The sequence below is a fragment of the Lederbergia wuyishanensis genome (genome assembly GCF_022900255.1).
Classification (GTDB): Bacteria; Bacillota; Bacilli; order Bacillales; family Bacillaceae_C; genus Lederbergia; species Lederbergia wuyishanensis.
The window spans coordinates 1-22,744 of sequence record NZ_JALIRM010000020.1; the positions used below are offsets into that span (position 1 = coordinate 1).

22 protein-coding genes, 3 tRNA genes, 1 rRNA gene, 1 other RNA gene and 1 other annotated feature are annotated in these 22,744 nt (G+C 38.1%); of the genes, 23 read left to right on the forward strand and 4 right to left on the reverse strand.

Annotation, left to right across the window (positions count from 1 at the left end; translation table 11 throughout):
- Nucleotides 1-51 precede the first annotated feature (51 nt).
- Nucleotides 52-167, forward strand: a 5S ribosomal RNA gene (rrf, locus tag MT489_RS21215).
- A 1,689-nt stretch (nt 168-1,856) separates the two neighbouring features.
- Here rrf and MT489_RS21220 read toward each other — a convergent pair.
- Nucleotides 1,857-2,807 (reverse strand): YaaC family protein, encoded by a 951-nt coding sequence (locus MT489_RS21220; RefSeq protein ID WP_244683562.1) that lies wholly within the window; start codon nt 2,805-2,807, stop codon nt 1,857-1,859.
- Between the two features lie 109 nt (nt 2,808-2,916).
- Between MT489_RS21220 and guaB the strand changes: the two genes are divergently transcribed.
- The 6 genes from guaB (at nt 2,917) to MT489_RS21250 (ending at nt 9,395) form a co-directional block, all read left to right on the forward strand.
- Nucleotides 2,917-4,383 (forward strand): IMP dehydrogenase, encoded by a 1,467-nt coding sequence (guaB, locus tag MT489_RS21225; protein ID WP_244683563.1) that lies wholly within the window; start codon nt 2,917-2,919, stop codon nt 4,381-4,383.
- A gap of 225 nt (nt 4,384-4,608) precedes the next feature.
- Complete coding sequence (locus MT489_RS21230) at nt 4,609-5,901, forward strand: serine hydrolase (RefSeq protein WP_342345946.1); 1,293 nt, start codon at nt 4,609-4,611, stop codon at nt 5,899-5,901.
- Between the two features lie 252 nt (nt 5,902-6,153).
- Nucleotides 6,154-7,035 (forward strand): pyridoxal 5'-phosphate synthase lyase subunit PdxS, encoded by an 882-nt coding sequence (gene pdxS / locus MT489_RS21235; protein WP_244683565.1) that lies wholly within the window; start codon nt 6,154-6,156, stop codon nt 7,033-7,035.
- A 1-nt stretch (nt 7,036) separates the two neighbouring features.
- Nucleotides 7,037-7,651: a pyridoxal 5'-phosphate synthase glutaminase subunit PdxT gene (pdxT, locus tag MT489_RS21240; protein WP_244683566.1), complete on the forward strand. Its 615-nt coding sequence runs from the start codon at nt 7,037-7,039 to the stop codon at nt 7,649-7,651.
- Between the two features lie 24 nt (nt 7,652-7,675).
- Nucleotides 7,676-7,888, forward strand: a binding site (T-box leader).
- A 50-nt stretch (nt 7,889-7,938) separates the two neighbouring features.
- On the forward strand, nt 7,939-9,213 hold the full coding sequence (gene serS, locus MT489_RS21245) for a serine--tRNA ligase (protein ID WP_244683567.1): 1,275 nt from the start codon (nt 7,939-7,941) through the stop codon (nt 9,211-9,213).
- A gap of 89 nt (nt 9,214-9,302) precedes the next feature.
- Nucleotides 9,303-9,395: transfer RNA gene (locus tag MT489_RS21250), tRNA-Ser, on the forward strand.
- 41 nt (nt 9,396-9,436) lie between these two features.
- Here the strand turns inward: MT489_RS21250 and MT489_RS21255 are convergent.
- From MT489_RS21255 to MT489_RS21265, 3 genes are all read right to left on the reverse strand, one after another.
- Nucleotides 9,437-10,093 (reverse strand): deoxynucleoside kinase, encoded by a 657-nt coding sequence (locus tag MT489_RS21255; protein ID WP_280518737.1) that lies wholly within the window; start codon nt 10,091-10,093, stop codon nt 9,437-9,439.
- Complete coding sequence (locus MT489_RS21260) at nt 10,093-10,707, reverse strand: deoxynucleoside kinase (protein ID WP_244683568.1); 615 nt, start codon at nt 10,705-10,707, stop codon at nt 10,093-10,095. The genes MT489_RS21255 and MT489_RS21260 overlap by 1 nt, the downstream gene beginning before the upstream one ends.
- An 81-nt stretch (nt 10,708-10,788) precedes the next feature.
- Nucleotides 10,789-12,072: a glycoside hydrolase family 18 protein gene (locus MT489_RS21265; RefSeq protein ID WP_244683569.1), complete on the reverse strand. Its 1,284-nt coding sequence runs from the start codon at nt 12,070-12,072 to the stop codon at nt 10,789-10,791.
- Between the two features lie 126 nt (nt 12,073-12,198).
- On the opposite strand from MT489_RS21265, the gene tadA reads away from it, so the two are divergent.
- From tadA to yabA, 16 genes are all read left to right on the forward strand, one after another.
- Nucleotides 12,199-12,684 (forward strand): tRNA adenosine(34) deaminase TadA, encoded by a 486-nt coding sequence (gene tadA / locus MT489_RS21270; protein ID WP_244683570.1) that lies wholly within the window; start codon nt 12,199-12,201, stop codon nt 12,682-12,684.
- Between the two features lie 89 nt (nt 12,685-12,773).
- An RNA gene (gene ffs, locus MT489_RS21275) (signal recognition particle sRNA large type) lies at nt 12,774-13,039 on the forward strand.
- Between the two features lie 470 nt (nt 13,040-13,509).
- Nucleotides 13,510-15,192, forward strand: coding sequence for a DNA polymerase III subunit gamma/tau (dnaX, locus tag MT489_RS21280; protein WP_244683621.1), 1,683 nt, complete (start codon nt 13,510-13,512; stop codon nt 15,190-15,192).
- 27 nt (nt 15,193-15,219) lie between these two features.
- A complete protein-coding gene (locus MT489_RS21285) occupies nt 15,220-15,537 on the forward strand; it encodes a YbaB/EbfC family nucleoid-associated protein (protein ID WP_244683622.1) in 318 nt (105 codons plus the stop codon).
- 11 nt (nt 15,538-15,548) lie between these two features.
- Entirely contained in the window at nt 15,549-16,145 is a 597-nt protein-coding gene (gene recR / locus MT489_RS21290) for a recombination mediator RecR (protein WP_244683571.1), read from the forward strand.
- 18 nt (nt 16,146-16,163) lie between these two features.
- Nucleotides 16,164-16,379, forward strand: a complete 216-nt coding sequence (locus tag MT489_RS21295; protein WP_244683572.1) for a YaaL family protein — start codon at nt 16,164-16,166, stop codon at nt 16,377-16,379.
- Between the two features lie 78 nt (nt 16,380-16,457).
- Nucleotides 16,458-16,721, forward strand: a complete 264-nt coding sequence (locus tag MT489_RS21300; RefSeq protein ID WP_244683573.1) for a pro-sigmaK processing inhibitor BofA family protein — start codon at nt 16,458-16,460, stop codon at nt 16,719-16,721.
- 94 nt (nt 16,722-16,815) lie between these two features.
- A tRNA-Ile gene (locus MT489_RS21305) sits at nt 16,816-16,889 on the forward strand.
- 19 nt (nt 16,890-16,908) lie between these two features.
- A tRNA-Ala gene (locus tag MT489_RS21310) sits at nt 16,909-16,981 on the forward strand.
- 356 nt (nt 16,982-17,337) lie between these two features.
- Complete coding sequence (locus MT489_RS21315; protein WP_370876434.1) at nt 17,338-17,511, forward strand: sigma factor G inhibitor Gin; 174 nt, start codon at nt 17,338-17,340, stop codon at nt 17,509-17,511.
- A gap of 276 nt (nt 17,512-17,787) precedes the next feature.
- On the forward strand, nt 17,788-19,191 hold the full coding sequence (locus MT489_RS21320) for an aminotransferase class I/II-fold pyridoxal phosphate-dependent enzyme (protein WP_244683574.1): 1,404 nt from the start codon (nt 17,788-17,790) through the stop codon (nt 19,189-19,191).
- A gap of 46 nt (nt 19,192-19,237) precedes the next feature.
- Nucleotides 19,238-19,888: a dTMP kinase gene (gene tmk, locus MT489_RS21325; RefSeq protein WP_244683624.1), complete on the forward strand. Its 651-nt coding sequence runs from the start codon at nt 19,238-19,240 to the stop codon at nt 19,886-19,888.
- 102 nt (nt 19,889-19,990) lie between these two features.
- Nucleotides 19,991-20,320 (forward strand): cyclic-di-AMP receptor, encoded by a 330-nt coding sequence (locus MT489_RS21330; RefSeq protein WP_213111928.1) that lies wholly within the window; start codon nt 19,991-19,993, stop codon nt 20,318-20,320.
- Nucleotides 20,321-20,374: 54 nt separating this feature from the next.
- The gene (gene holB, locus MT489_RS21335) at nt 20,375-21,376 is read left to right on the forward strand and encodes a DNA polymerase III subunit delta' (protein ID WP_370876437.1); all 1,002 of its coding nucleotides are present in this window, start codon (nt 20,375-20,377) and stop codon (nt 21,374-21,376) included.
- Entirely contained in the window at nt 21,369-22,196 is an 828-nt protein-coding gene (locus tag MT489_RS21340) for a PSP1 domain-containing protein (RefSeq protein ID WP_244683576.1), read from the forward strand. Before holB ends, MT489_RS21340 begins: the two co-directional genes overlap by 8 nt.
- Nucleotides 22,197-22,209: 13 nt before the next feature.
- Nucleotides 22,210-22,575 carry a DNA replication initiation control protein YabA gene (gene yabA / locus MT489_RS21345; protein WP_244683577.1) on the forward strand — a complete coding sequence of 122 codons (366 nt, stop codon included), beginning with the start codon at nt 22,210-22,212 and terminating at the stop codon, nt 22,573-22,575.
- The last annotated feature ends 169 nt before the right edge of the window (nt 22,576-22,744 follow it).

Below are 22,744 nucleotides of genomic sequence, written 5' to 3' on the forward strand. Positions count from 1 at the left end.
TTTCTCTTATTATCTGGTTTTGAAGGAATGAATCCTTCACAAATACATATGTCTGGTGACGATGGCGAAGAGGTCACACCCGTTCCCATCCCGAACACGGAAGTTAAGCTCTTCAGCGCCGATGGTAGTAAGGGGCTTCCCCTTGCAAGAGCAGGACGTTGCCAGGCAACCAAAGACATCCCTTTAGCGGATGTCTTTTTTGTATCTAAATAGTACCGAAGGTACAGAAGAAAAGAAACAGAAACCATGTAGGCGAGGATCAGGAGGACCAAGAAGATCAAGGAATCAAGGGAGAGAGACTCGGAATGGGCTATGCCCATGAGAATCGAACGAGCGCGGATGACGAAGAGATTCGCCGGTCATCCTGATCCGAAGCCCGAACACGGAAGTTAGCTCTCGCGCCGATGGTAGTAAGGGGCTTCCCCTTGCAAGAGCAGGACGTTGCCAGGCAACCAAAGACATCCCTTTAGTGGATGTCTTTTTTGTATCTAAATAGTACCGAAGGTACAGAAGAAAAGAAACAGAAACCATGTAGGCGAGGATCAGGAGGACCAAGAAGATCAAGGAATCAAGGGAGGAGACTCGGAATGGGCTATGCCCATGAGAATCGAACGAACGCGGATGACGAAGAGATTCGCTGATCATCCTAATCCGCAGCCCGAACACGGAAGTTAAGCTCTCGCGCCGATGGTAGTAAGGGGCTTCCCCTTGCAAGAGCAGGACGTTGCCAGGCAACCAAAGACATCCCTTTAGTGGATGTCTTTTTTGTATCTAAATAGTACCGAAGGTACAGAAGAAAAGAAACAGAAACCATGTAGGCGAGGATCAGGAGGACCAAGAAGATCAAGGAATCAAGGGAGAGAGACTCGGAATGGGCTATGCCCATGAGAATCGAACGAACGAGGATGACGAAGAGATTCGCTGATCATCCTAATCCGCAGCCCGAACACGGAAGTTAAGCTCTCGCGCCGATGGTAGTAAGGGGCCTCCCCTTGCAAGAGCAGGACGTTGCCAGGCAACCAAAGACATCCCATTAGTGGATGTCTTTTTTGTATCTAAATAGTACTGAAGGTACAGAAGAAAAGAAACGGAAACCATGTAGGCGAGGATCAGGAGGACCAAGAAGATCGAGGAATCAAGGGAGAGAGACTCGGAATGGGCTATGCCCATGAGAATCGAACGAACGCGGATAACGAAGAGATTCGCCGGTCATCCTAATCCGCAGCCCGAACACGGAAGTTAAGCTCCCGCGCTGATGGTAGTAAGGGGCCCCCCTTGCAAGAGCAGGACGTTGCCAGGCAACCAAGGACAACCATTAATGGGTGTTTTTTTTGTTTTCCTAAAAAATGCCGAGGGCATGGAAGTAGAGAAACGAAATCAATGTAGGCGAGGATTAGGAGAACCAAGCAGATCAAAGAATCAAGGAAAAGACACGAATAGGCTAAATGCGAAAGAAATATAATATTGCAGATATCATTATCAAATCAATATCGGATTCGAGACCAAAAATGAATGTTGATTAATTTCTTTACCTAATACTACCTTGATTGCTAATAAAATTGATTGAAATTTGAATATAGCATCGAATCCTATTAATTCTAAATAAAATGGTTTGCAGCAATAAGATAAGCGATTTTATATCTTAGGCCACCAATCCAGAGATTGATGACCCAAGAAGTGTAATATTTGTTGCTGATGGTAACTAAAACGTATTGGAGCCCTAAGTCGTGAGGATATCAATATAAAAGGTAAACAGTTCGCATATTGAAGCCCTTAGTAGTAAACATATGATTCCGAAGGTCATCAATTGCTATTCTTTAGTATCAATAATCCCCACTATTATTAATCTGTTGCATTTATAGTTTCCTTCCTAGGTATTCCTCAACAAGAAACGGACCTTTTTTTTCAGTTACTTCTAGAAACGATTTAATTAAGGGAAAATCGGAATTGGGGGTAGTTTTTATTAAATCTACCCACCATTCAGTTTCGTATCTGGATATCATGCTTAGATTATATAGTAATAAATAATGAACAATCATATCTGGAAGTAGCATATTAGGATATAACTGTGCAGGCAGATAAATGTTTTGATTATATATGTGATAGCGAAAGGGTGGGGAAATAATTTTTTGATTTTTAAAAGCAGGCAACTCAATCTTATACTCTTCCCATTGTATTTCTCCCAAGTATTTCACATTCAAAAATTCCTTTAATCTTTTTTCATCCATGAAATATAATTCATGGATTTTTTTAGGTATGTTCCATTTACAATCTTCAATTTGTTCAAGTGATATCATGTTAGGTTTACCAAAACTATGTAGCATAACTTCATCTAACTCAACAATTAAAGATAGGAGATCTCCCATATTAAACTTTTCTCCTTCTAGCTGTTTCACGTGGAACAGTTGTTCCGAAAAAAAAGTACATAATCCATTTTTTTGTACCTTTATTTCATCATGTAAAAATTTATAATGGCGCCTTTTTCTTTTTCTGGTTGATACTCCATGCGCTAGAACGGTAGTGGAATTTGGATAATATGGATCAACTGTAAGAAGGCATGCTTTTATTAAATGAATAAGGCCATAATATAGCAATATAGGTTTGATCGATAGTGGTGAAGTAGATGCTTGCTTATAAAAAACTTCTCCTTGCTCAAGATAATACATAAAGGCATAACAGTTATCGTAGCTTTTCGATTCAATATCATCAATTTGCAATCCCGTATAACACTTTTTTAAGTAGTTTTGAGTCATTTCAGCTGATTGGAAAAAAGTGAAGCGTTTCCAAATGTCATCCGCAAAGTACAAGCTTAAAACCTCCAAATTGTTTGAAAAATGGAACATCAAGTCATCTTCTTGACAGTATTTTATCCAATTGATAACCTACTAATAATATTTTGGGCAGGAGGATATAAAAATGTGGGAATCAAAGTTCGCTAAAGAAGGTTTAACATTTGATGATGTGTTGTTAATCCCAGCTAAATCGGAAGTTTTACCTAAAGACGTAAGTTTGAGAGTAGAAATGACAAGTACTTTAAAATTAAATATCCCTATCATTAGTGCAGGTATGGATACTGTTACAGAATCTGAAATGGCAATTTCAATGGCGCGTCAAGGTGGCATAGGGATCATTCACAAAAATATGAGCATTGAACAGCAGGCTGAACAAGTGGATAAGGTAAAACGATCTGAAAGTGGCGTTATTACGGACCCATTCTTTTTAACTCCTGAACACAAAGTGTACGATGCTGAGCATTTAATGGGAAAATATCGAATTTCTGGTGTCCCTATTGTGAATAACGAAGAAGAACGAATTTTAGTAGGGATCATTACGAATCGCGACATGCGTTTTATCCAAGATTATTCCCTATTAATTTCAGATGTAATGACAAAGGAAAATCTTGTAACTGCTCCTGTTGGTACATCACTCGCTGAAGCAGAAAGTATTTTACAGCAACATCGCATTGAAAAGTTACCCCTTGTTGACGAAAAAGGTGTTTTACAAGGATTAATTACGATAAAAGACATTGAAAAAGTGATTGAATTCCCGAACTCGGCTAAAGATGAACAGGGAAGATTATTAGTAGGTGCAGCTGTTGGAGTTACTAAGGATACGATGAAGCGAGTGGATATGCTTGTTAAGTCACATGCTGATGTGATTGTAGTTGATACGGCTCACGGACATTCAGCGGGTGTAATATCAACTGTAAAAGAAATCAGAAGCAAGTATCCAAATTTGAATATTATCGCAGGAAATGTTGCGACGGCAGAAGCAACAGCGGAACTATTTGATGCTGGTGCGGATATTGTCAAAGTCGGTATAGGACCAGGATCTATTTGTACAACACGCGTTGTAGCAGGTGTTGGTGTTCCGCAAATTACAGCTGTGTATGATTGTGCTGGAGAAGCGAGAAAACGTGGAAAAGCAATAATTGCTGACGGCGGTATTAAGTACTCTGGAGATATCGTGAAGGCATTGGCTGCAGGTGGACATGCTGTAATGCTTGGAAGTATGCTTGCAGGAACTTCCGAAAGCCCTGGTGAAACAGAAATTTTCCAAGGACGTCGTTTTAAAGTATATCGTGGTATGGGTTCAGAAGCAGCAATGGAAAAAGGCTCAAAAGATCGTTATTTCCAAGAAGATGCAAAAAAGTTTGTTCCTGAAGGAATTGAAGGTCGTCTGCCATATAAAGGACCTCTAGCAGACACACTTTACCAATTAACAGGTGGTCTACGTTCTGGAATGGGTTATTGTGGGGCAGCTAGTTTACAGGAACTTCGTGAAAACTCCCAATTTATTAAAATGACGGGTGCAGGTTTACGTGAAAGCCATCCTCATGATGTCCAAATCACAAAAGAAGCTCCAAACTATTCAATATCTTAATTTTGTAAAAAAAAATTTGATAATTTTATATTTCAATGGTAGAACCCTGTGCTTCAATGCTCATGGGTTTCTGCCATTTTTTTGTTAGAGATGAAATACCTTTGTCGTCTACAAAAACATCATCATCTATGATAAAATGACAAAGGTGTACATATAAGGTTGGAGGGCTAACTTGTGAAAAAAAGATCGTACAAAAAAATTGTTGCTATATTCTTAGGCTTATTAATACTAATTAGTTCGATACAATTACCAAATCGTGCTTTTGCGCAAGATACTTTAAATATAAATGCTGATGCTGCTATTCTCATAGAAGCAAGTACTGGAAAAATTTTATACGCGAAAAATGAAGATACAGCCCTAGGCATTGCGTCTATGACGAAAATGATGACTGAATATATAATGTTTGAGGCAATTCATGATGGAAAAATCAAATGGGATCAAGAACAAACGGTTAGTGATTATGTAAATAAAGTATCAGTTGATACAAATCTATCAAATGTTCCGCTTGAAAAAGGGAAAAAATTTACGATTCGAGAGCTTTATGAAGCAATGGCAATTTATTCCGCAAACGGCGCAACAATCTCTATCGCAGAAGCCATTGCTGGTTCTGAATCAAAATTTGTTCAAATGATGAATAACAAAGCAAAAGATCTTGGCTTGAAAAATTATAAATTTGTTAATTCTACTGGTTTAAATAACCGTGATTTAAAAGGTATGCACCCTGAGGGAACGGGACCAGAGGACGAAAACGTAATGTCTGCAAGATCTACTGCTCAATTAGCTGCATATTTATTAAGAGATTATCCAGAAGTATTGGAAACTACAAGTATTACAAAGAAAGAATTCCGTACAATGCCTGGTGAGATGAAAAACTGGAACTGGATGCTTCCAGGTTTGGTTTATGGGTATGAAGGAGTCGATGGACTAAAAACTGGTACGACTGATTTTGCAGGATATTGCTTTACTGGTACAGCGAAGCGAAATGACTTTAGGGTAATCACGGTTGTCATGAATGCAAAAAATGCACAAGGACAAGGTGATTATAAATCTCGTTTTGATGAATCGAAAAAAATGATGGAATATGCTTTTACTAATTTCTCGATGAAGGAACTTTATCCAAAGAACTATACAATCAAGAAAAGTAAATCATTGCCTGTTACAAAAGGGAAAGAAAAGTCTGTTAACATTTATTCAGATAAGCCTGTAAAAGTAGTTATAAAAAACGGCGATGAAAAACTATATAAACCAGTCTTTAAGGTTGATAAAAAGAAACTTAATAAAGAAGGGCAACTAACAGCACCGATCAAGAAAAATGAAGTAGTAGGTACACTTGATCCTGTATATACTGGTGAAAATGATTTTGGATATTTATCAAAAGATTTTGCACCAAAAATTAATGTAGTAACTCAAGAAAAGGTAGAAAAAGCGAATTGGTTTGTGTTAATGATGAGAGGAATTGGTGGATTTTTCTCTGATATGTGGACGAGTGTAACAAAAACGGTGAAGGGTTGGTTCTAACCTAGTAATAAAGCAGCTAACTTCAAACCTATAGTGGGTTTAAGTTGGCTGCTTACCTATATTGACACAAAAGTGTTTTTATAGTTAAATTGGAATCATATAATTCCGATAGATTAACTTGTTTTAGTAGATTCAAACATCGCTAAATGAAGTTATATCCTTAGTGAATTTGGTTAAAGATGCGACAACCTACCAGTGGCATACATTTATACAAAATTGAACGAATATACAAACTTAAAGGGGAGACTGGAAATGAGAACTGGAACAGATCGTGTAAAACGCGGCATGGCAGAAATGCAAAAAGGCGGCGTAATCATGGACGTAGTCAATGCAGAACAAGCAAAATTAGCAGAGGAAGCTGGAGCGGTAGCAGTCATGGCGCTTGAGCGTGTTCCTTCTGATATAAGAGCAGCAGGTGGAGTAGCTAGAATGGCTGATCCAACTATCGTTGAAGAAGTAATGAAGGCTGTTTCTATTCCAGTTATGGCAAAGGCTCGTATTGGTCATATTGTAGAAGCTCGTGTTTTAGAAGCGATGGGTGTTGACTACATCGATGAGAGTGAAGTTCTAACCCCTGCAGATGAAGAATTCCATTTAAATAAAAAAGATTATACTGTTCCATTCGTATGCGGATGCCGCGACTTGGGTGAAGCTGCTCGCCGTATCGGAGAAGGAGCTTCAATGCTTAGAACAAAAGGAGAACCAGGAACAGGAAATATCGTTGAAGCGGTTCGCCATATCCGTAAAGTAAATGCTCAAGTGCGTAAAGTGGTAAACATGAATGAAGATGAGTTGATGACGGAAGCAAAATTACTTGGCGCTCCGTATGAACTGTTACTTGAAATTAAGCGTCTTGGCCGTTTGCCAGTAGTGAATTTTGCAGCTGGCGGCGTAGCAACTCCAGCGGATGCTGCTTTAATGATGCAGCTTGGGGCTGACGGTGTATTCGTAGGGTCTGGAATTTTTAAATCAGAAAACCCTGCTAAATTCGCTCGTGCCATTGTAGAAGCTACAACACATTACCAAGATTATGAATTAATTGCAGAGCTTTCAAAAGGTCTTGGAACAGCAATGAAGGGGATTGAAATCTCTACACTTACAAAAGAAAACCGTATGCAAGAGCGCGGGTGGTAAAATGATCACAATCGGCATACTTGGATTGCAGGGAGCGGTTCGTGAACATGTAAACGCCGTAGAACAGTGTGGAGCAAAAGCTGTTGTCGTAAAAACAGTTGATCAATTAGCTGAACTTGACGGGTTAATTCTTCCTGGTGGCGAAAGTACAACAATGCGAAGATTACTCGATAAATATCATTTTATGGAGCCATTACAAGAATTTGCGGCAAACGGAAAGCCGATGTTTGGTACATGTGCCGGGTTAATCCTACTTGCAAAGCGAATCGGTGAAGCTAACGATGTCCATCTAGGTCTCATGGATATCACAGTTGAACGGAACTCTTTTGGCCGCCAAGTAGATAGTTTTGAAGCTAATCTTACAGTAGCTGGAGTAGCTGACTCCATGACCGCTGTTTTTATTAGAGCGCCGCACATTGTTGAAGCAGGTGAAAATGTTGAAATTCTTGCGAAATATAACGGAAGAATTGTAGCAGCAAAAGAAGGACAGTTCCTCGGTTGCTCATTCCACCCTGAATTAACGGATGATATACGATTGACTGAGTACTTCATCGGTATGTGTAAAGAGGCTAAAGAGAATACTAATAAAATAGTTGCAATCGATGTTTCGATGTAGTATAGTATGAAGAAATTTATCATGAGTAGTGCGATGAGAGGAAATAGTAATAAGTATTGTCGTCTTAAGAGAGCCGATGGTTGGTGAGAATCGGTGGCGCATACTGTGAATCCATCCTCGAGCAAAATGCCGAACACTTTAGTCAGTAAGCATTTTCGGTGCAGAGCCGTTATCTAATAAGTGGAAGGCGAAAGCTTTCAATTTGGGTGGCAACGCGGGTAAACTCTCGTCCCTTTAGGGGGATGGGAGTTTTTTGTTTTGAGAAGAATTTTAAGGAGGAAAATTATATGCTTGATATTAAATTGTTACGTAATAATTTAGATGAAATTAAAGCTAAATTGCAACATCGTGGAGAAGATTTATCTGATTTAGATAAATTTGAAACTTTGGATTATAAGCGTAGAGAAGCTATTGTGAAAGTAGAACAATTAAAAAGCAAACGCAATGAAGTATCTCAACAAATTGCTAAAATGAAAAAGGAAAAGCAAAATGCTGATGATTTGATTGCCGAAATGCGTGCAGTAGGTGACGAAATAAAAGAACTGGATACTATGATTCGCGAAGTGGAAGAAGAGTTAGATCATTTAATGCTATCTATTCCAAATATTCCTCATGAAAGTGTACCCGTTGGCGAGACGGAAGATGATAACGTGGAGGTTCGCAAATGGGGAGAGGTTCGTGAGTTTGAATTTGAACCAAAGCCACACTGGGAAATAGCTGGAGATCTTGAGATTTTAGATTTTGAAAGAGCAGCGAAAGTGACTGGCAGCCGCTTTGTATTTTATAAGGGATTGGGGGCACGTTTAGAGCGGGCGCTAGCAAGCTTTATGCTCGATCTTCATATTGAAGAACATGGATATGAGGAAATTATGCCGCCATATCTCGTGAATCGCACAAGCTTGACAGGAACTGGGCAGCTTCCAAAATTTGAAGAAGATGCATTCCTTATAGAGAGCGAAGATTATTTCTTGATTCCAACAGCGGAAGTACCTGTTACAAATTATCATCGGGATGAAATCTTAAATGTTGATCAATTGCCTTTAAACTATGCTGCATTTAGTGCATGCTTCCGTTCTGAAGCCGGATCTGCTGGTAGAGATACACGAGGCCTTATCCGTCAGCATCAATTTAATAAAGTGGAATTAGTGAAGTTTGTAAAACCAGAAGATTCTTATGCAGAACTCGAGAAATTGACAGGGCATGCGGAAAAAGTGCTGCAGCTTCTTAATTTACCGTATAGAGTATTGAGCATGTGTACGGCTGATCTTGGATTTACAGCAGCAAAAAAATATGACATTGAAGTATGGATTCCAAGCCAACAAACGTACCGTGAAATTTCTTCTTGTTCAAATTTTGAAGCTTTCCAGGCAAGACGAGCAAATATTCGATACCGTCCTGAGCCAAATGCAAAGCCACAGCATGTTCATACATTAAATGGTTCAGGTTTGGCGATTGGAAGAACAGTAGCGGCTATATTGGAAAACTTCCAGCAAGCTGATGGTACAGTCATTATTCCAGAAGTGCTACGCCCATATATGAGAAATAAGGAAGTAATCGATTAATATAGAAGCCCTGTGAAAAAAATCACAGGGTTTTTATATTTTTGGTTGACTTTAAAACGTGGCCCTGTTAAAATAATTTTTGTTGCTATGGAGGAATACCCAAGTCCGGCTGAAGGGATCGGTCTTGAAAACCGACAGGCGGGTTAAACCGCGCGGGGGTTCGAATCCCTCTTCCTCCGCCATAACATTAACAGAGCATATTATTGGAGATAGAAAATCGATGCTAATTGGCATCGGTTTTTTTTATGCATTTTTCTATTTTTTTCACGATATATTCTAAAGAAGTTTGATCATTAAGGTTGTATTCTTTAATATTCAAATTAAGCACAGGACATAAGTTGAATTGATGAATCCACTTTTCATAACGACTATGTAATTCAATCCAATATTGGTCTGGTGTTTTCATTTCCATTGATCGTCCACGCTTGTGAATACGATCTATAATATAGTCGAGCGGTCCGTCCAGATAAATGAGTAAATCTGGTTTAGGGAAATAAGGGGTGAGCACCATCGCTTCAAATAAATTTATATATGTCTGGTAATCAATTTCTGTCATCGTGCCATTTTCGTAATGCATTCTAGCAAAAATATCGGCATCCTCATAAATGGAGCGGTCTTGAATAAATCCTCCACCTGCATCATAAATCCGTTTTTGCTCCTTAAATCGTTCAGTTAAAAAATAAATTTGTAGATGAAAACTCCAACTCTTAAAATCCTCATAAAACAAATGAAGATAAGGGTTCACATCTACTTGTTCAAAAGAAGCTTGAAATCGTAAAGTTTCAGCAAGTCGTTTTGTCATAGTCGTTTTTCCGACGCCGACTGTGCCAGCTATTGTAATAATGGAATTTTTACGAATGTTGTATGGAGATATATCCATTATATAAGGCTCCTTTTTTCCTGTATCAATGAAAAAATTTTTTTAAAATGATTGGAGTTTCCCACAAAATCTAATTCAGTTACATCTAAACGCAGCACTGGTATTGGGAGATCCTCCATAAATTTTTCATAGTCACATGCTATTTGCTTAAGATAACTCGGATTAATATGAAGTTCAAAATCTCTACCTCGTTTTTTTATTCTATCCATTAATATATTAATATTAGCAGTTAAATAAATAATTAATTTAGGTTTAGTAAGATCATGGGTAAGAATATGATAAATTTGTTCGTATTTTTGATATTGATGGGGATTTAACGTTCTTTTAGCAAAAATGATGTTTTTTAAAATGTGGTAATCAGCAACAACTGGACGCCCCGCACTTATATAATCGCTTTCTATGTCACCAAGCTGTTTATAGCGATTGCAAAGAAAAAACATTTCTGTTTGGAACGCCCACTCATGAATATTTTCATAAAATTTATGAAGGAATGGATTTTCTTCCACAATCTCTTGTAAAAAGTAATATCCATATTGCGTTGATATCGCATTTGCCAAAGAAGTTTTTCCCACACCAATAGGGCCCTCTACAGCGATAAAAGGTATTTGCTCCATTAAAAAACCTCCCCGTGTTTTATATATATGATATCATTGGGAGGAATTAGGAGAAACGATAGTGGCGATTCTCCGTCATTATTATTTTTTGACTATGTTAAAATTATCAGTAATTAATAGCCAGTTTTGCGGGAAGGATAGACCAAGCTTCCAATAACTTACCCCACGAAGTTTTAACTCTTTAACAAGGTCAAATTTTGCTTGAATTGATCTTGCGTCTTCAAACCAAACTTCGTGCTTTTTTCCATCCTGTGCGGTATAAGTAAAAAATGGCGCTTGTGCTTTTTGGTCGTATTGGATAGAGACATTGTTTGCAGCTGCTATTTCAATAGCACGTTGTGGACTGACTGCTTTGGCTGTTGTTCCCTGTACAAAAGGAAGTGTCCAATCATATCCATATAAATTTTGCCCCATTAGTATTTTGTTCGAAGGTATTTCAGTGATTGCATATTCCAAAACATTACGAACAGGACCTATAGGAGAGACTGCCATCGCAGGTCCGCCACTATAACCCCATTCATACGTCATGATAACAACATAATCTACGATTTCCCCATGTGCTTTATAGTCATGTGCTTCATACCATTCCCCTTTTTGGGTGGCGCTTGTTTTGGGAGCAAGTGCGGTCGATATCATTAATCCTTCACTATGCAATCGGTCACGAGCAGTACGTAAAAAGCGATTATAAGCCTCCCTATCCGTAGGTAAGAGACGTTCCAAGTCAAAGTGGACATCACCGAAACCAACTCCCTTTGCTTCTTTTATAATATTATTTAAAAATGTATTTTGGACTTGTTGGTTTGTCAGTAAAATATGGCCTAATTCCGAACTAAATTGTCCGCTTTCTTGATTGGCGACAACCATAACTAAAGTGTTCCGATTTGCACGAGCAATGGCCGGGAAATTATTCAGTGGAGGAGCGGTTAATGATCCATCTCTTTTAGCTAAATATCCAAAAGGAGATAAATACGTCAAATACGGAGCAGCTTGCCTTGCACTAGATTCTAAATTTTGAGAGACTGTTTTCCCAAATGGTTCAACATATGCATTAAATTCTCGATTTGATTTTGGTCGTTCAGGAATATATAGACGTAAGCCAACATGAATCGGTTGATTAACTTGAATTCCATTAATACGAGCCAATTCTTGGTAGGGAATTCCAAATTTTCGACCAATCGACCAAAGGCTGTCCCCACTTTTCACCCAGTAAAAGCTTCCTACTATTGGAATGACTAATGTCTGGCCAACTACAAGTTTGTCAGGATTAGGGAGTTCGTTTGCTTCTGAGATAGTATTTACTGGAACACTATATCTTGAAGCAATAGATGTCAATGTCTGATTAGGTTCAACAACATGAATTTGCATGGTATACCTCCTTATAACCAAAGAAATGGTTGTAACCATTTTATGAGGGGGAAATTAGGAATAGACATGATTTACAGAAAGAAGTTTTGTAAAATAAAAGATATTGAAAAATAGGGAGAAATTTAGATGGAACCGATGGATGAAAAGTTCATGCGAGCGGCAATTAAGGAAGCTGAAAAGGCAAGAGCTTGCGCTGAAGTGCCAATTGGTGCTGTTATTGTATTAGATGGAAAAATAATAGCATCCGCTCATAATCTGCGAGAAACAGAGCAAAATGCTACAGCTCATGCTGAGATTTTAGCCATTGAGGAGGCGTGTAAGAAACTTGGAACATGGAGATTGGAAAATGCCGAATTATTCGTGACTCTCGAACCGTGTCCGATGTGCAGTGGCGCTATCATTTTATCTAGAATAAAGAAAGTAGTATACGGTGCAGCAGATCCAAAGGCTGGATGTGCGGGAACCTTAATGAACTTACTTCAAGATAACCGATTTAATCATCAGAGTGAAGTGGTGGAGGGAGTATTGAAGGAAGAGTGCGGGATGTTGTTGAGTCAATTTTTTCGCGAGTTAAGGGAAAAAAAGAAAATGGAAAAACAAAACAATCAGTAATCCTGCTGAAACATTGATTTTATATAGAGAAAATAGTATAATAAATCATGCGCTAAGAAAATGCGCAATTGAATATGGTATCAATTTTGCCGTGCTAGACGGGGGAGTAGCGGAGCCCTGTAACCCGCAATCCGCTCCAGCGGGGTTGAATTCCTTCCCGAGGCTGTTGTACTGTAGGGTCTGCCTTAAGTAAGTGGTGTTGACATCTGGGTCCTGCGCAATGGGAATCCATGAACCATGTCAGGTCCGGAAGGAAGCAGCATTAAGTGGAACATCTCATGTGCCGTAGGGTAGCCTGGATTGAGCTAACTGCTTGAGTAACGCTTATGGTGCACAGTCAGAGGAAGGTGCGCGGCAGTTTAATTTATTTGAAAAGCACTTATATTATAAACAAGAAGATGATCACTGTTTTGAATTAAACAGGGTCATTTTTTTTGCGTTTTAAGCCTCGTTTATTAATACGGTTTTACATTCTCTGTTATTTTACTTGTTTACTATCTGTTTATTGAGAGTAAATTTCTCTATTTCCCCATTATAATAATAATCCTGATACCAGCAATCCAAGTCATTGTGGACTACATAAACAATAGAAGGATATAAGTGATAAAAATAGAACATTTTAATGCTCATATATTTTTAAAAACATTGTCATTCCCCGGGAAATAATATCGAAAATTGGTGGAAATACAAATTTACTGATGAAAGTAGTATTAATAATAAAAAAAGATTCTTTTCAATACATTGGGATATTCATTTTGAAAATACTGCCCTAAATAAGGTATAATAAAAGGACGAGAACAGAACGGCATAAAAGAGGAGGGGAGTATCGTGTACCAAGCACTATATAGAGTATGGAGACCACAGTCATTTGCAGATGTGATTGGTCAAGAACATGTGACGAAAACCCTGCAAAATGCTCTCCTCCAACAGAAAACTACCCATGCTTATTTGTTTTCTGGTCCACGTGGTACAGGTAAAACGAGTGCTGCCAAAATTTTAGCTAAAGCAGTCAATTGTGAAAGAATGCCAATCGCTGAACCGTGTAATGAATGTTCATCTTGTCGAGGAATAATGGATGGGTCGATTCCAGATGTCTTTGAAATTGATGCTGCTTCCAACAACGGAGTCGAAGAAATTAGGGATATCCGTGATAAAGTAAAATATGCCCCAAATGCTGTGCCATATAAGGTCTATATCATTGATGAGGTTCATATGCTTTCCATCGGTGCGTTTAATGCCTTATTGAAAACATTAGAGGAACCGCCAAAACACGTAATTTTTATTTTAGCAACAACAGAGCCACATAAGATACCGTTAACGATAATTTCTCGATGCCAGCGCTTTGATTTTAAGCGGATTACGGCTCAAGATATCGTTGGAAGAATGTCTCATATAGCATCAGAATCGGGCCTTCAATATGAAGAGAAAGCATTGCAGATTATTGCAAGAGCTGCAGGTGGCGGTATGAGGGATGCATTAAGTCTTCTCGATCAAGCCGTTTCTTTTAGTACAGATCATGTCACGGTGGAAGATGCTTTAACGGTAACAGGTTCAGTTTCTCACAATTATTTGAATAAAATAGGCAGAGCGGTATATGAAAAAAATATTCCGGAAGCTTTGGCCACACTTGAAGAATTAATGCTTGAAGGAAAAGATCCTGCTAGATTTGCTGAAGATTTAATTTTATATTTTCGCGATTGCTTACTTTACAAAACGGCTCCTAATCTTGAGGAATCTATGGAACGTGCAATGCTTGATGATGATTTTATAAAGCTTGCGAATGAAATTCAACCAGAGCAAATATACGATTATATAGATATACTGAATAGTACTCAGCAAGAAATGAAGTTTTCCAATCATGCACGTATATATTTGGAGGTCTGTTTAGTCAAGCTATGCCAAACAGAATCAAAAAAGAAAGTAGAAGTGGCTGGAATTCAAGAATTGCATGCTAAAATAGAGTTACTTGAAAAAGAAATTACTTCACTACGAGCAAATCGCCAGCCTATAGAGGAAGCATCGCCAGCTCAGTCCCCTAAGAAAACTGCTCGCGCGTCAAAAGAATTCCGAGTAAATACGAGGATGGTAAGAGAAATCTTAACAGATGCGACGAGAGAAGATTTGAATTCTATCAAGAGTCATTGGGGTGAATTGCTGGAGGCGCTAAATAGCAGACAAATGCGATCCCAGTCAGCATTATTAAATGATGCAGAGCCAGCAGCCGCATCACCGAAAGGATTCATATTAAAATTTAAATATGAAATTCACTGTAAAATGGCGATGGAAAATCAAACATTTATAGACATTACATCAGCCATCCTCGAAGAGATTATGGGGAAAAGACTCCAATTTGTTGGAGTTCCAGAAGACCAATGGGTGGAGATTCGTGAAGAATTTTTACAAAACCATAATCAGGATGATAAGAAAAACAATGAAGAACATGAAGATCCACTTATATCTGAAGCGATGAAACTTGTAGGTGCTGATCTTATTGAAATTAAAAATTAATTGATTATTTGGAGGTAGTTTAGAATGATGCGTGGAATGGGAAATATGCAAGGTATGATGAAGCAAATGCAAAAAATGCAAAAGAAAATGGCTGAGGCTCAGGAAAAGTTAGGGGAAGAGCGCATTGAAGGTACAGCTGGTGGCGGAATGGTTACAGTTATCGTATCTGGTCATAAAGAAGTAGTAGAAGTAAATATAAAGGAAGAAGTAGTAGATCCAGAAGATATTGAAATGCTACAAGACCTTGTCCTTGCTGCAACAAATGATGCATTAAAGAAGGCCGAAGATTTAACTAATCAAACGATGGGACAATTTACTAAAGGAATTAACCTTCCAGGGTTTTAGGAGGTTTTTAGATGCATTACCCAGAACCGATATCAAAGCTGATCGACAGCTTTATGAAACTGCCGGGAATTGGGCCGAAAACAGCAGCCCGCCTGGCGTTTTTTGTTCTTAATATGAAGGAAGAGACTGTTTTGGACTTTGCCAAGGCTCTTGTCAATGCAAAACGGGATCTAGGCTATTGTTCCGTCTGTGGCCATATTACGGACCAAGATCCATGTTATATTTGTAAGGATCCTCGCCGTGATCATAGCGTCATTTGTACTGTTCAGGAGCCCAAAGATGTTATTGCGATGGAGAAGATGAAGGAATACAATGGTCTTTATCATGTTTTGCATGGCTCTATTTCTCCAATGGAAGGAATCGGCCCCGAAGATATTAACATTCCGGATCTGCTAAAAAGGCTTCAAGATGAAACCGTTCAAGAAGTTATTTTAGCTACGAATCCGAATATTGAAGGGGAAGCAACAGCTATGTATATTTCGCGCCTTTTAAAGCCATCAGGCATCAAAGTAACAAGAATAGCCCACGGACTTCCTGTTGGGGGAGACCTAGAGTATGCCGATGAAGTTACTCTTTCAAAGGCACTTGAAGGCCGAAGAGAAATCTAGAGGCGGAGGAATCTTACTTTGATTAAGAAAAAGAAAAAGCTCCGTAAGGAATATGATAAAAAATTAATTGATTTGATGGAATCTACAAAAAATGATTGGATGATTCAATCTCAGCTTAATAAACTGAGTTTCGAGAAAAGTGATGATTTACAAGCAATTACGCAACTTGCAAAGGCAAAATACTTTTTTCTATTTCATGAAGCGAAAGTAAGAAAAATCTCTATCAATAAATAAGACGTTCAAACAATAAGTTCTTTTCGGACAATCCTTTCATACAATACATTAAAAGGATTGATCCGGGAGGGACGGTATTTGGAGTCAATTATAATCATATCTGCACTTTGTGTGTTGATCGTTTTCTTGTTAATTGCTGGTTTACCGGGTAAAGCATTGAAATGGATTGGCCAAGCATGTATGAAACTTGTGATTGGGGCATTATTTTTATTTTTCTTGAATGCAATCGGAAATCAATTCGGAATTTTTGTTCCGATAAACTTTGCCACTTCTGCCATTTCTGGGTTTTTAGGCATACCTGGCGTAGCAGCATTAGCAATGATTCAATTATGGATATTATAACTTCCACTCCATTAAGGGTGGATTTTATTTTTTCATATACCAATGATTGACACCTTTTAATAACCATGTTAGGATATAAAAGTCTTTTGAATGTGGGCCTGTAGCTCAGCTGGTTAGAGCACACGCCTGATAAGCGTGAGGTCGGTGGTTCGAGTCCACTCAGGCCCATCACCCCACAGATCATAACGGGGCCTTAGCTCAGCTGGGAGAGCGCCTGCCTTGCACGCAGGAGGTCAGCGGTTCGATCCCGCTAGGCTCCATATAGAAAAGCGGAGGCGCCTTGCTCATCGACGTACAAACTTCAGGACCTCAGACTGAGATAAAGGAAACACTACGAGGAACGAGTCGATGTTGACTTATCGTAGGGAAGAGGGCAGGAAGTTTGCTAGTCGATAGGCGCTGCAGCTGGACAGCGAAATGTTACATCTAATAAGAGGACATGATTGGTAAATACCAAATCGTGTCCTTTTTTTATGTTTATCGATTCAGTACAAACACAGCAACTGTCCTTATAGCATACAATTAGAATGCAGCAGATTCTTAAAATGAAAAATGTTAAAAAAAGTGTATACAAATGAAGGGAAATGCGCAAACTGATATGTATGGAGGTGGAGTTGTGGAAAAATGCATAATTTGTGAGGAAACGGGGAAGCAAGGTATTCATCTTTATACATCTTTTATTTGTACAGATTGCGAGAAAGCTATGATTGCCACAAGTACGAAAGATCCAATTTATAAATTTTATATTAAACAATTAAAAGCCATTACAGAAACGAAAATATTTTCATAGGGTTCTTTTCTAATTATTGGAGTTATTTAATATATCTCTCATTTAATGGATGAGACTTCAAAAAGGATTCACTCAGCTGAGAAAATAGCTGCCAACTTCATATGAACTGCTAAACAACCTTATTAGGTGTAAGAGTATGCTTCTTTAGGGTTTTACAAAACAACTGTCTTTATTAAAAACTTTTTCATAAACTTCCTCAGGCTAAAAGACAGCCTGTTTTTTTTCTGTCTAAATAGTACAATATAAGAAAGAAAAGAAGTAAGAGAGGTTTTTACATTGCAACAAAAGAATATGCCTCTATATGAAAGCCTAGTTAATCATAATAATAAAAAACCCATATCCTTCCATGTTCCCGGACATAAAAATGGTGAATTATTCGAAGGGGAAATTCCATTTAGGGACTTTGCTCAGTATGATCTCACAGAGCTTACAGGCTTGGATGATTTACATGACCCTCAGGAAGCCATTAAGAAAGCCCAAGATTTATTGACTGAATTATATCGATCTAGGAAAAGCTATTTTCTTGTAAATGGTAGTACTGTAGGAAATTTAGCGATGATTATGGCAACTTGTCATGAAGATGATACTGTAATAGTCCAGCGCAATTGTCATAAATCAATCTTGAATGGCCTAATGCTTGCAAAAGTGAAACCTGTTTTCTTTTCACCTGATATTAATAAAGATCTTTCCATTCCGGCCGGGCCAAACCAAGCAATCATTCAGGATGCTATTGAAAAATATCCACATGCGAAAGTATTGATTCTCACGTACCCCGACTATTATGGACAAGCATATGATATTAAGAAAATAATTGATTTTGCACATGATCATAATATGATCGTTCTTGTAGATGAGGCACACGGTGCACATTTTCAATTAGGGAATCCATTCCCTCACTCTTCACTTCAACAAGGAGCGGATATCGTTGTGCATTCTGCTCATAAAACTTTGCCTGCGATGACGATGGGGTCCTTTTTACATATTAATAGTGAACGAATTTCAGAGCAGAGGGTGGAATTTTACTTAAATGTTCTTCAATCAAGCAGCCCCTCATACCCGATTATGGCTTCACTTGATTTTGCACGTAATTATCTAGATAATTTTTCTAAAGCAGATATAGATTTTTTTATTCAAGAGAGAGATTGGTTTATTAAGAAGTTACGGGAAGTCTCAGGGGTAACTATTATTACAAGTGATGATCCACTTAAAATAATAGTGCGCCATGATAGTTTATCTGGTTTTGAATTACAAGAACACCTTGAACGGAAAGGTATTTTTCCTGAACTGGCTGACCCTTATCAGGTCTTATTGATTCTTCCATTAGTAAAGCAAGGGATGAGTTTTCCGTTTGAAGAAGCCATCGATAGATTTCATCAGCTTTCTTTGCAATCGCTAAACACATCGAAAAAAGACAATATTCTTTTAAAAAATCCTGTCGATTTAATTGAACTGTCCTATTCTTATAAGGAAATGCTCAATATGCCTTATGAGTGGGTATATATACAACAATCCGTCGGAAGGATTGCAGCTAAAATGATCATCCCTTATCCTCCAGGTATCCCATTATTTTTACCTGGCGAAAAAATTACGAATGAACATATTATTCAATTTCAAAAACTCATTCAAGCGGGTGCGCGTTTTCAAGGAGATACAGGATCAGAAAAGATTGCGGTATTTTAATCTTCACATTATACTAAAACCACATCTAGCACGGCTACGGAGGCAAATCATGCAAGGATTATTTATTACAATTGAAGGGCCTGAGGGAGCGGGGAAAACAACTATTCTTCAAAAACTAGCAGAGGAATTGGAAGAGAAAAAGTTTAACGTTGTGTTAACCCGGGAACCAGGTGGAATTCAAATTTCAGAACAAATTAGACAGGTTATACTTGATCCAAATCACACAGCTATGGATAGTCGAACAGAGGCATTGTTATATGCAGCAGCACGTAGACAACATTTAATAGAAAAAGTTGTTCCAGCATTAGAACGAGGTTCAATTGTGCTATGCGACCGATTTATCGATAGTTCGCTTGCCTATCAAGGTTATGCAAGAGGACTCGGAATTGATGAAATTTTTACTATTAATCAATTTGCCATTCAAGATTTAATGCCTGACAAGACTTTATATTTTGATATTGAACCAGAAATGGGTTTAAAGAGAATTGAAAAACATAAAGGACGGGAAATAAACCGCCTTGATTTAGAGGAACTAGATTTTCACCATCGAGTAAGAGAAGGGTATAAAACTCTATTAAAAATGTTTCCAAATCGAATTGTAGAAATAGATGCAAGTGAGCCATTTGAAACGGTTTATATGCATGCAAAAAGATTAGTAGAAGAAATTATTGCAAAAAAAGATACTCTTCGCATTTAAATTGGTGAGAAAATACATGAATTTCGATGTAACATACCGAGGATAGCTGATATAATAAATAATAAGAAGAAAGTAGTAAACATTATGGAGGGGTGAATGATAATGAAATTAATAATGGCAGTTGTACAAGATCAGGATAGCAATCGTTTAATGAGTGCTTTGGTTGAGAATAATTTTAGAGCAACGAAACTAGCAACAACAGGCGGATTTCTAAAGTCAGGAAACACAACATTTATGATTGGAACTGAAGATGTTCGGGTCAATAAGGCTCTTCAAGTCATTCGAGATAATTGTAAATCACGTGAACAGTTAATGGCTCCTGTATCTCCTATGGGTGGCAATGCTGATTCATACATTCCCTATCCTGTAGAGGTTTCTGTCGGAGGAGCAACTGTATTTGTTCTTCCAATTGAACAATTCCATCAATTTTAAGAAATAGCATTATTTATTATTGTAATTTTAAAAGATAGCGAGTGAATGAATGCCGTGAATTGGCAGGACTTTGAGCAAGAACAACCATTTGCAGCGAAAATGTTAAAAAGCAGCATTGAAAAGAGCCGTGTAGCCCATGCCTATTTATTTGAAGGCGAACGAGGGACTGGTAAGCGTGCTGCCAGCATATTAATCGCTGCAAGCTTGTTTTGCGAAAATATACAAAATACTTTTATTCCGTGCGGTGACTGCGTGAATTGTAAAAGGATTGAAAATGGCAACCATCCTGATATTCATATAGTAGAACCGGACGGATTATCCATAAAAATTGAACAGATACGTTCCCTAAGAACGGAGTTTAGTAAATCCGGGGTAGAATCGAAGAAAAAATTATATATCATCATAGATGCAGAGAAAATGACTATTCCAGCAGCGAATAGCTTGTTAAAGTTTCTTGAAGAACCGAATGTTGAAACAACAGCTATTCTTGTTACGGAACAACCTCAGCGTATCCTTCCGACGATTTTATCACGCTGTCAAACAGTGTCATTCAAAGCAATTCCTGTTGAAGTGTTTATAAAAAAACTAAAAGATGCTGGAATAAGTAACACAAAGGCTCCACTTTTAGCGACAGTTACCAATCATTTACAAGAGGCTTTAGCTTTAGATGGGGATGATTGGTTTGCACAAGCAAGAAAAATAGTGTTACACTTATATGAAGTCCAGAAGAAGGGTACACTTTACGCCATGACTTCTCTTCAGGATGAATGGATACACCATTTTAAAGAGAAAGCCCAAATAGACTTGGGTTTAAATCTTTTGCTTCTCATATATAAAGACATACTATATATTCAATTGGGGAAAGAAGAGCAGCTTGTCTATCCCGACTGGCGGGATACATTTGCGGCCGATGCGTTGCAAACCTCTTCAAGAAGGCTGTCTGAACAAATGACTGCAATTTTGGAAGCCAAACGGAAATTAAATGCAAATATGAATCCCCATCTTTTGATGGAACAGCTTGTGCTAAATTTGCAGGGGGGACCTTCTTGTGTATAATGTTGTAGGTGTCCGGTTTAAAAAGGCCGGTAAAATATATTATTTTGATCCAGGCGATCATCCAATTCGTAAGAATGACTTTGTGATAGTGGAAACGGCTCGTGGGATTGAATACGGAAAAGCTGTTACAGATAAGAAGCAAGTACAGGACCACGATGTTGTTCTTCCACTAAAAAAAGTAGTACGAATGGCAGATCAGAAGGATCAATTAAACGTTGAAGAAAATAAAATGGCAGCAGCGGAGGCATATCAAGTCTGTACTGAGAAAATCATTGAACATAGCCTTGATATGAAACTCGTAGATGTCGAATATACTTTTGATCGCAATAAAGTCATTTTTTATTTTACAGCCGATGGAAGAATAGATTTTCGTGATCTCGTAAAGGACTTAGCGGCTATTTTTAGAACGAGAATTGAGCTAAGACAAATTGGCGTAAGAGACGAAGCGAAAATGTTGGGAGGAATCGGTCCTTGTGGTCGAATGCTTTGTTGTTCCACATTTTTAGGTGACTTTGAACCGGTTTCAATTAAAATGGCAAAAGATCAAAACCTGTCCCTAAATCCAACAAAAATTTCCGGTCTTTGCGGAAGGCTCATGTGCTGTTTAAAATATGAAAATGATGAATATGAGGCAGCCAAAGCAGAATTACCGGATGTAGGTGACAATATTAATACACCTGATGGATCAGGGAAGGTCATTGGGTTAAATATATTGGAGCGCTTGATTCAGGTTGAATTGCCAGAACAAGAGCGTATATTGGAATACACACTAGAAGAAATTTCTGGTGAAAGTGCAACATCTGTCCCGGCTAGGGAATAATGAGGTGTAAGTCATGGATAAAAAGGAGTTCTTCGATTCAGTTAGTAGTATGGAAATGCAAATTGGCCATTTATATCAGCAACTTGGTGAATTAAAGCAATATCTTGCTGAATTAATTGAAGAAAACCATGTTTTGAAACTTGAAAATGACCATTTGCGTAAGGTTATGGAAAAAAAAACTCCGGAATCAGATGCCTCATCTGACCAAGAGAATAGTCAGGGAAAAAGTATGTATGAAAAGATTTCTGAAATAGGAGAAGGCTATGATAATTTAGCTAGACTCTATCAGGAAGGCTTCCATATTTGCAATGTACATTTTGGCAGCCCCCGTCGTGATGAAGATTGCTTGTTTTGCTTATCTTTTTTGAATAAAAAATAATACAAGATAACCTTCCTCTTACTATTGAGGAGGGTTCTTTTATTTAAACATAATAAAATATAAAATGTTATAAATGATAAGTTTTGAAAAGCGAAGAGTGTTTTGATGTCCAGGGCTACTCACAGCCGCACGGAGTCAAATAAAGTCAAAAAAGACTTTTCTGTCCAGA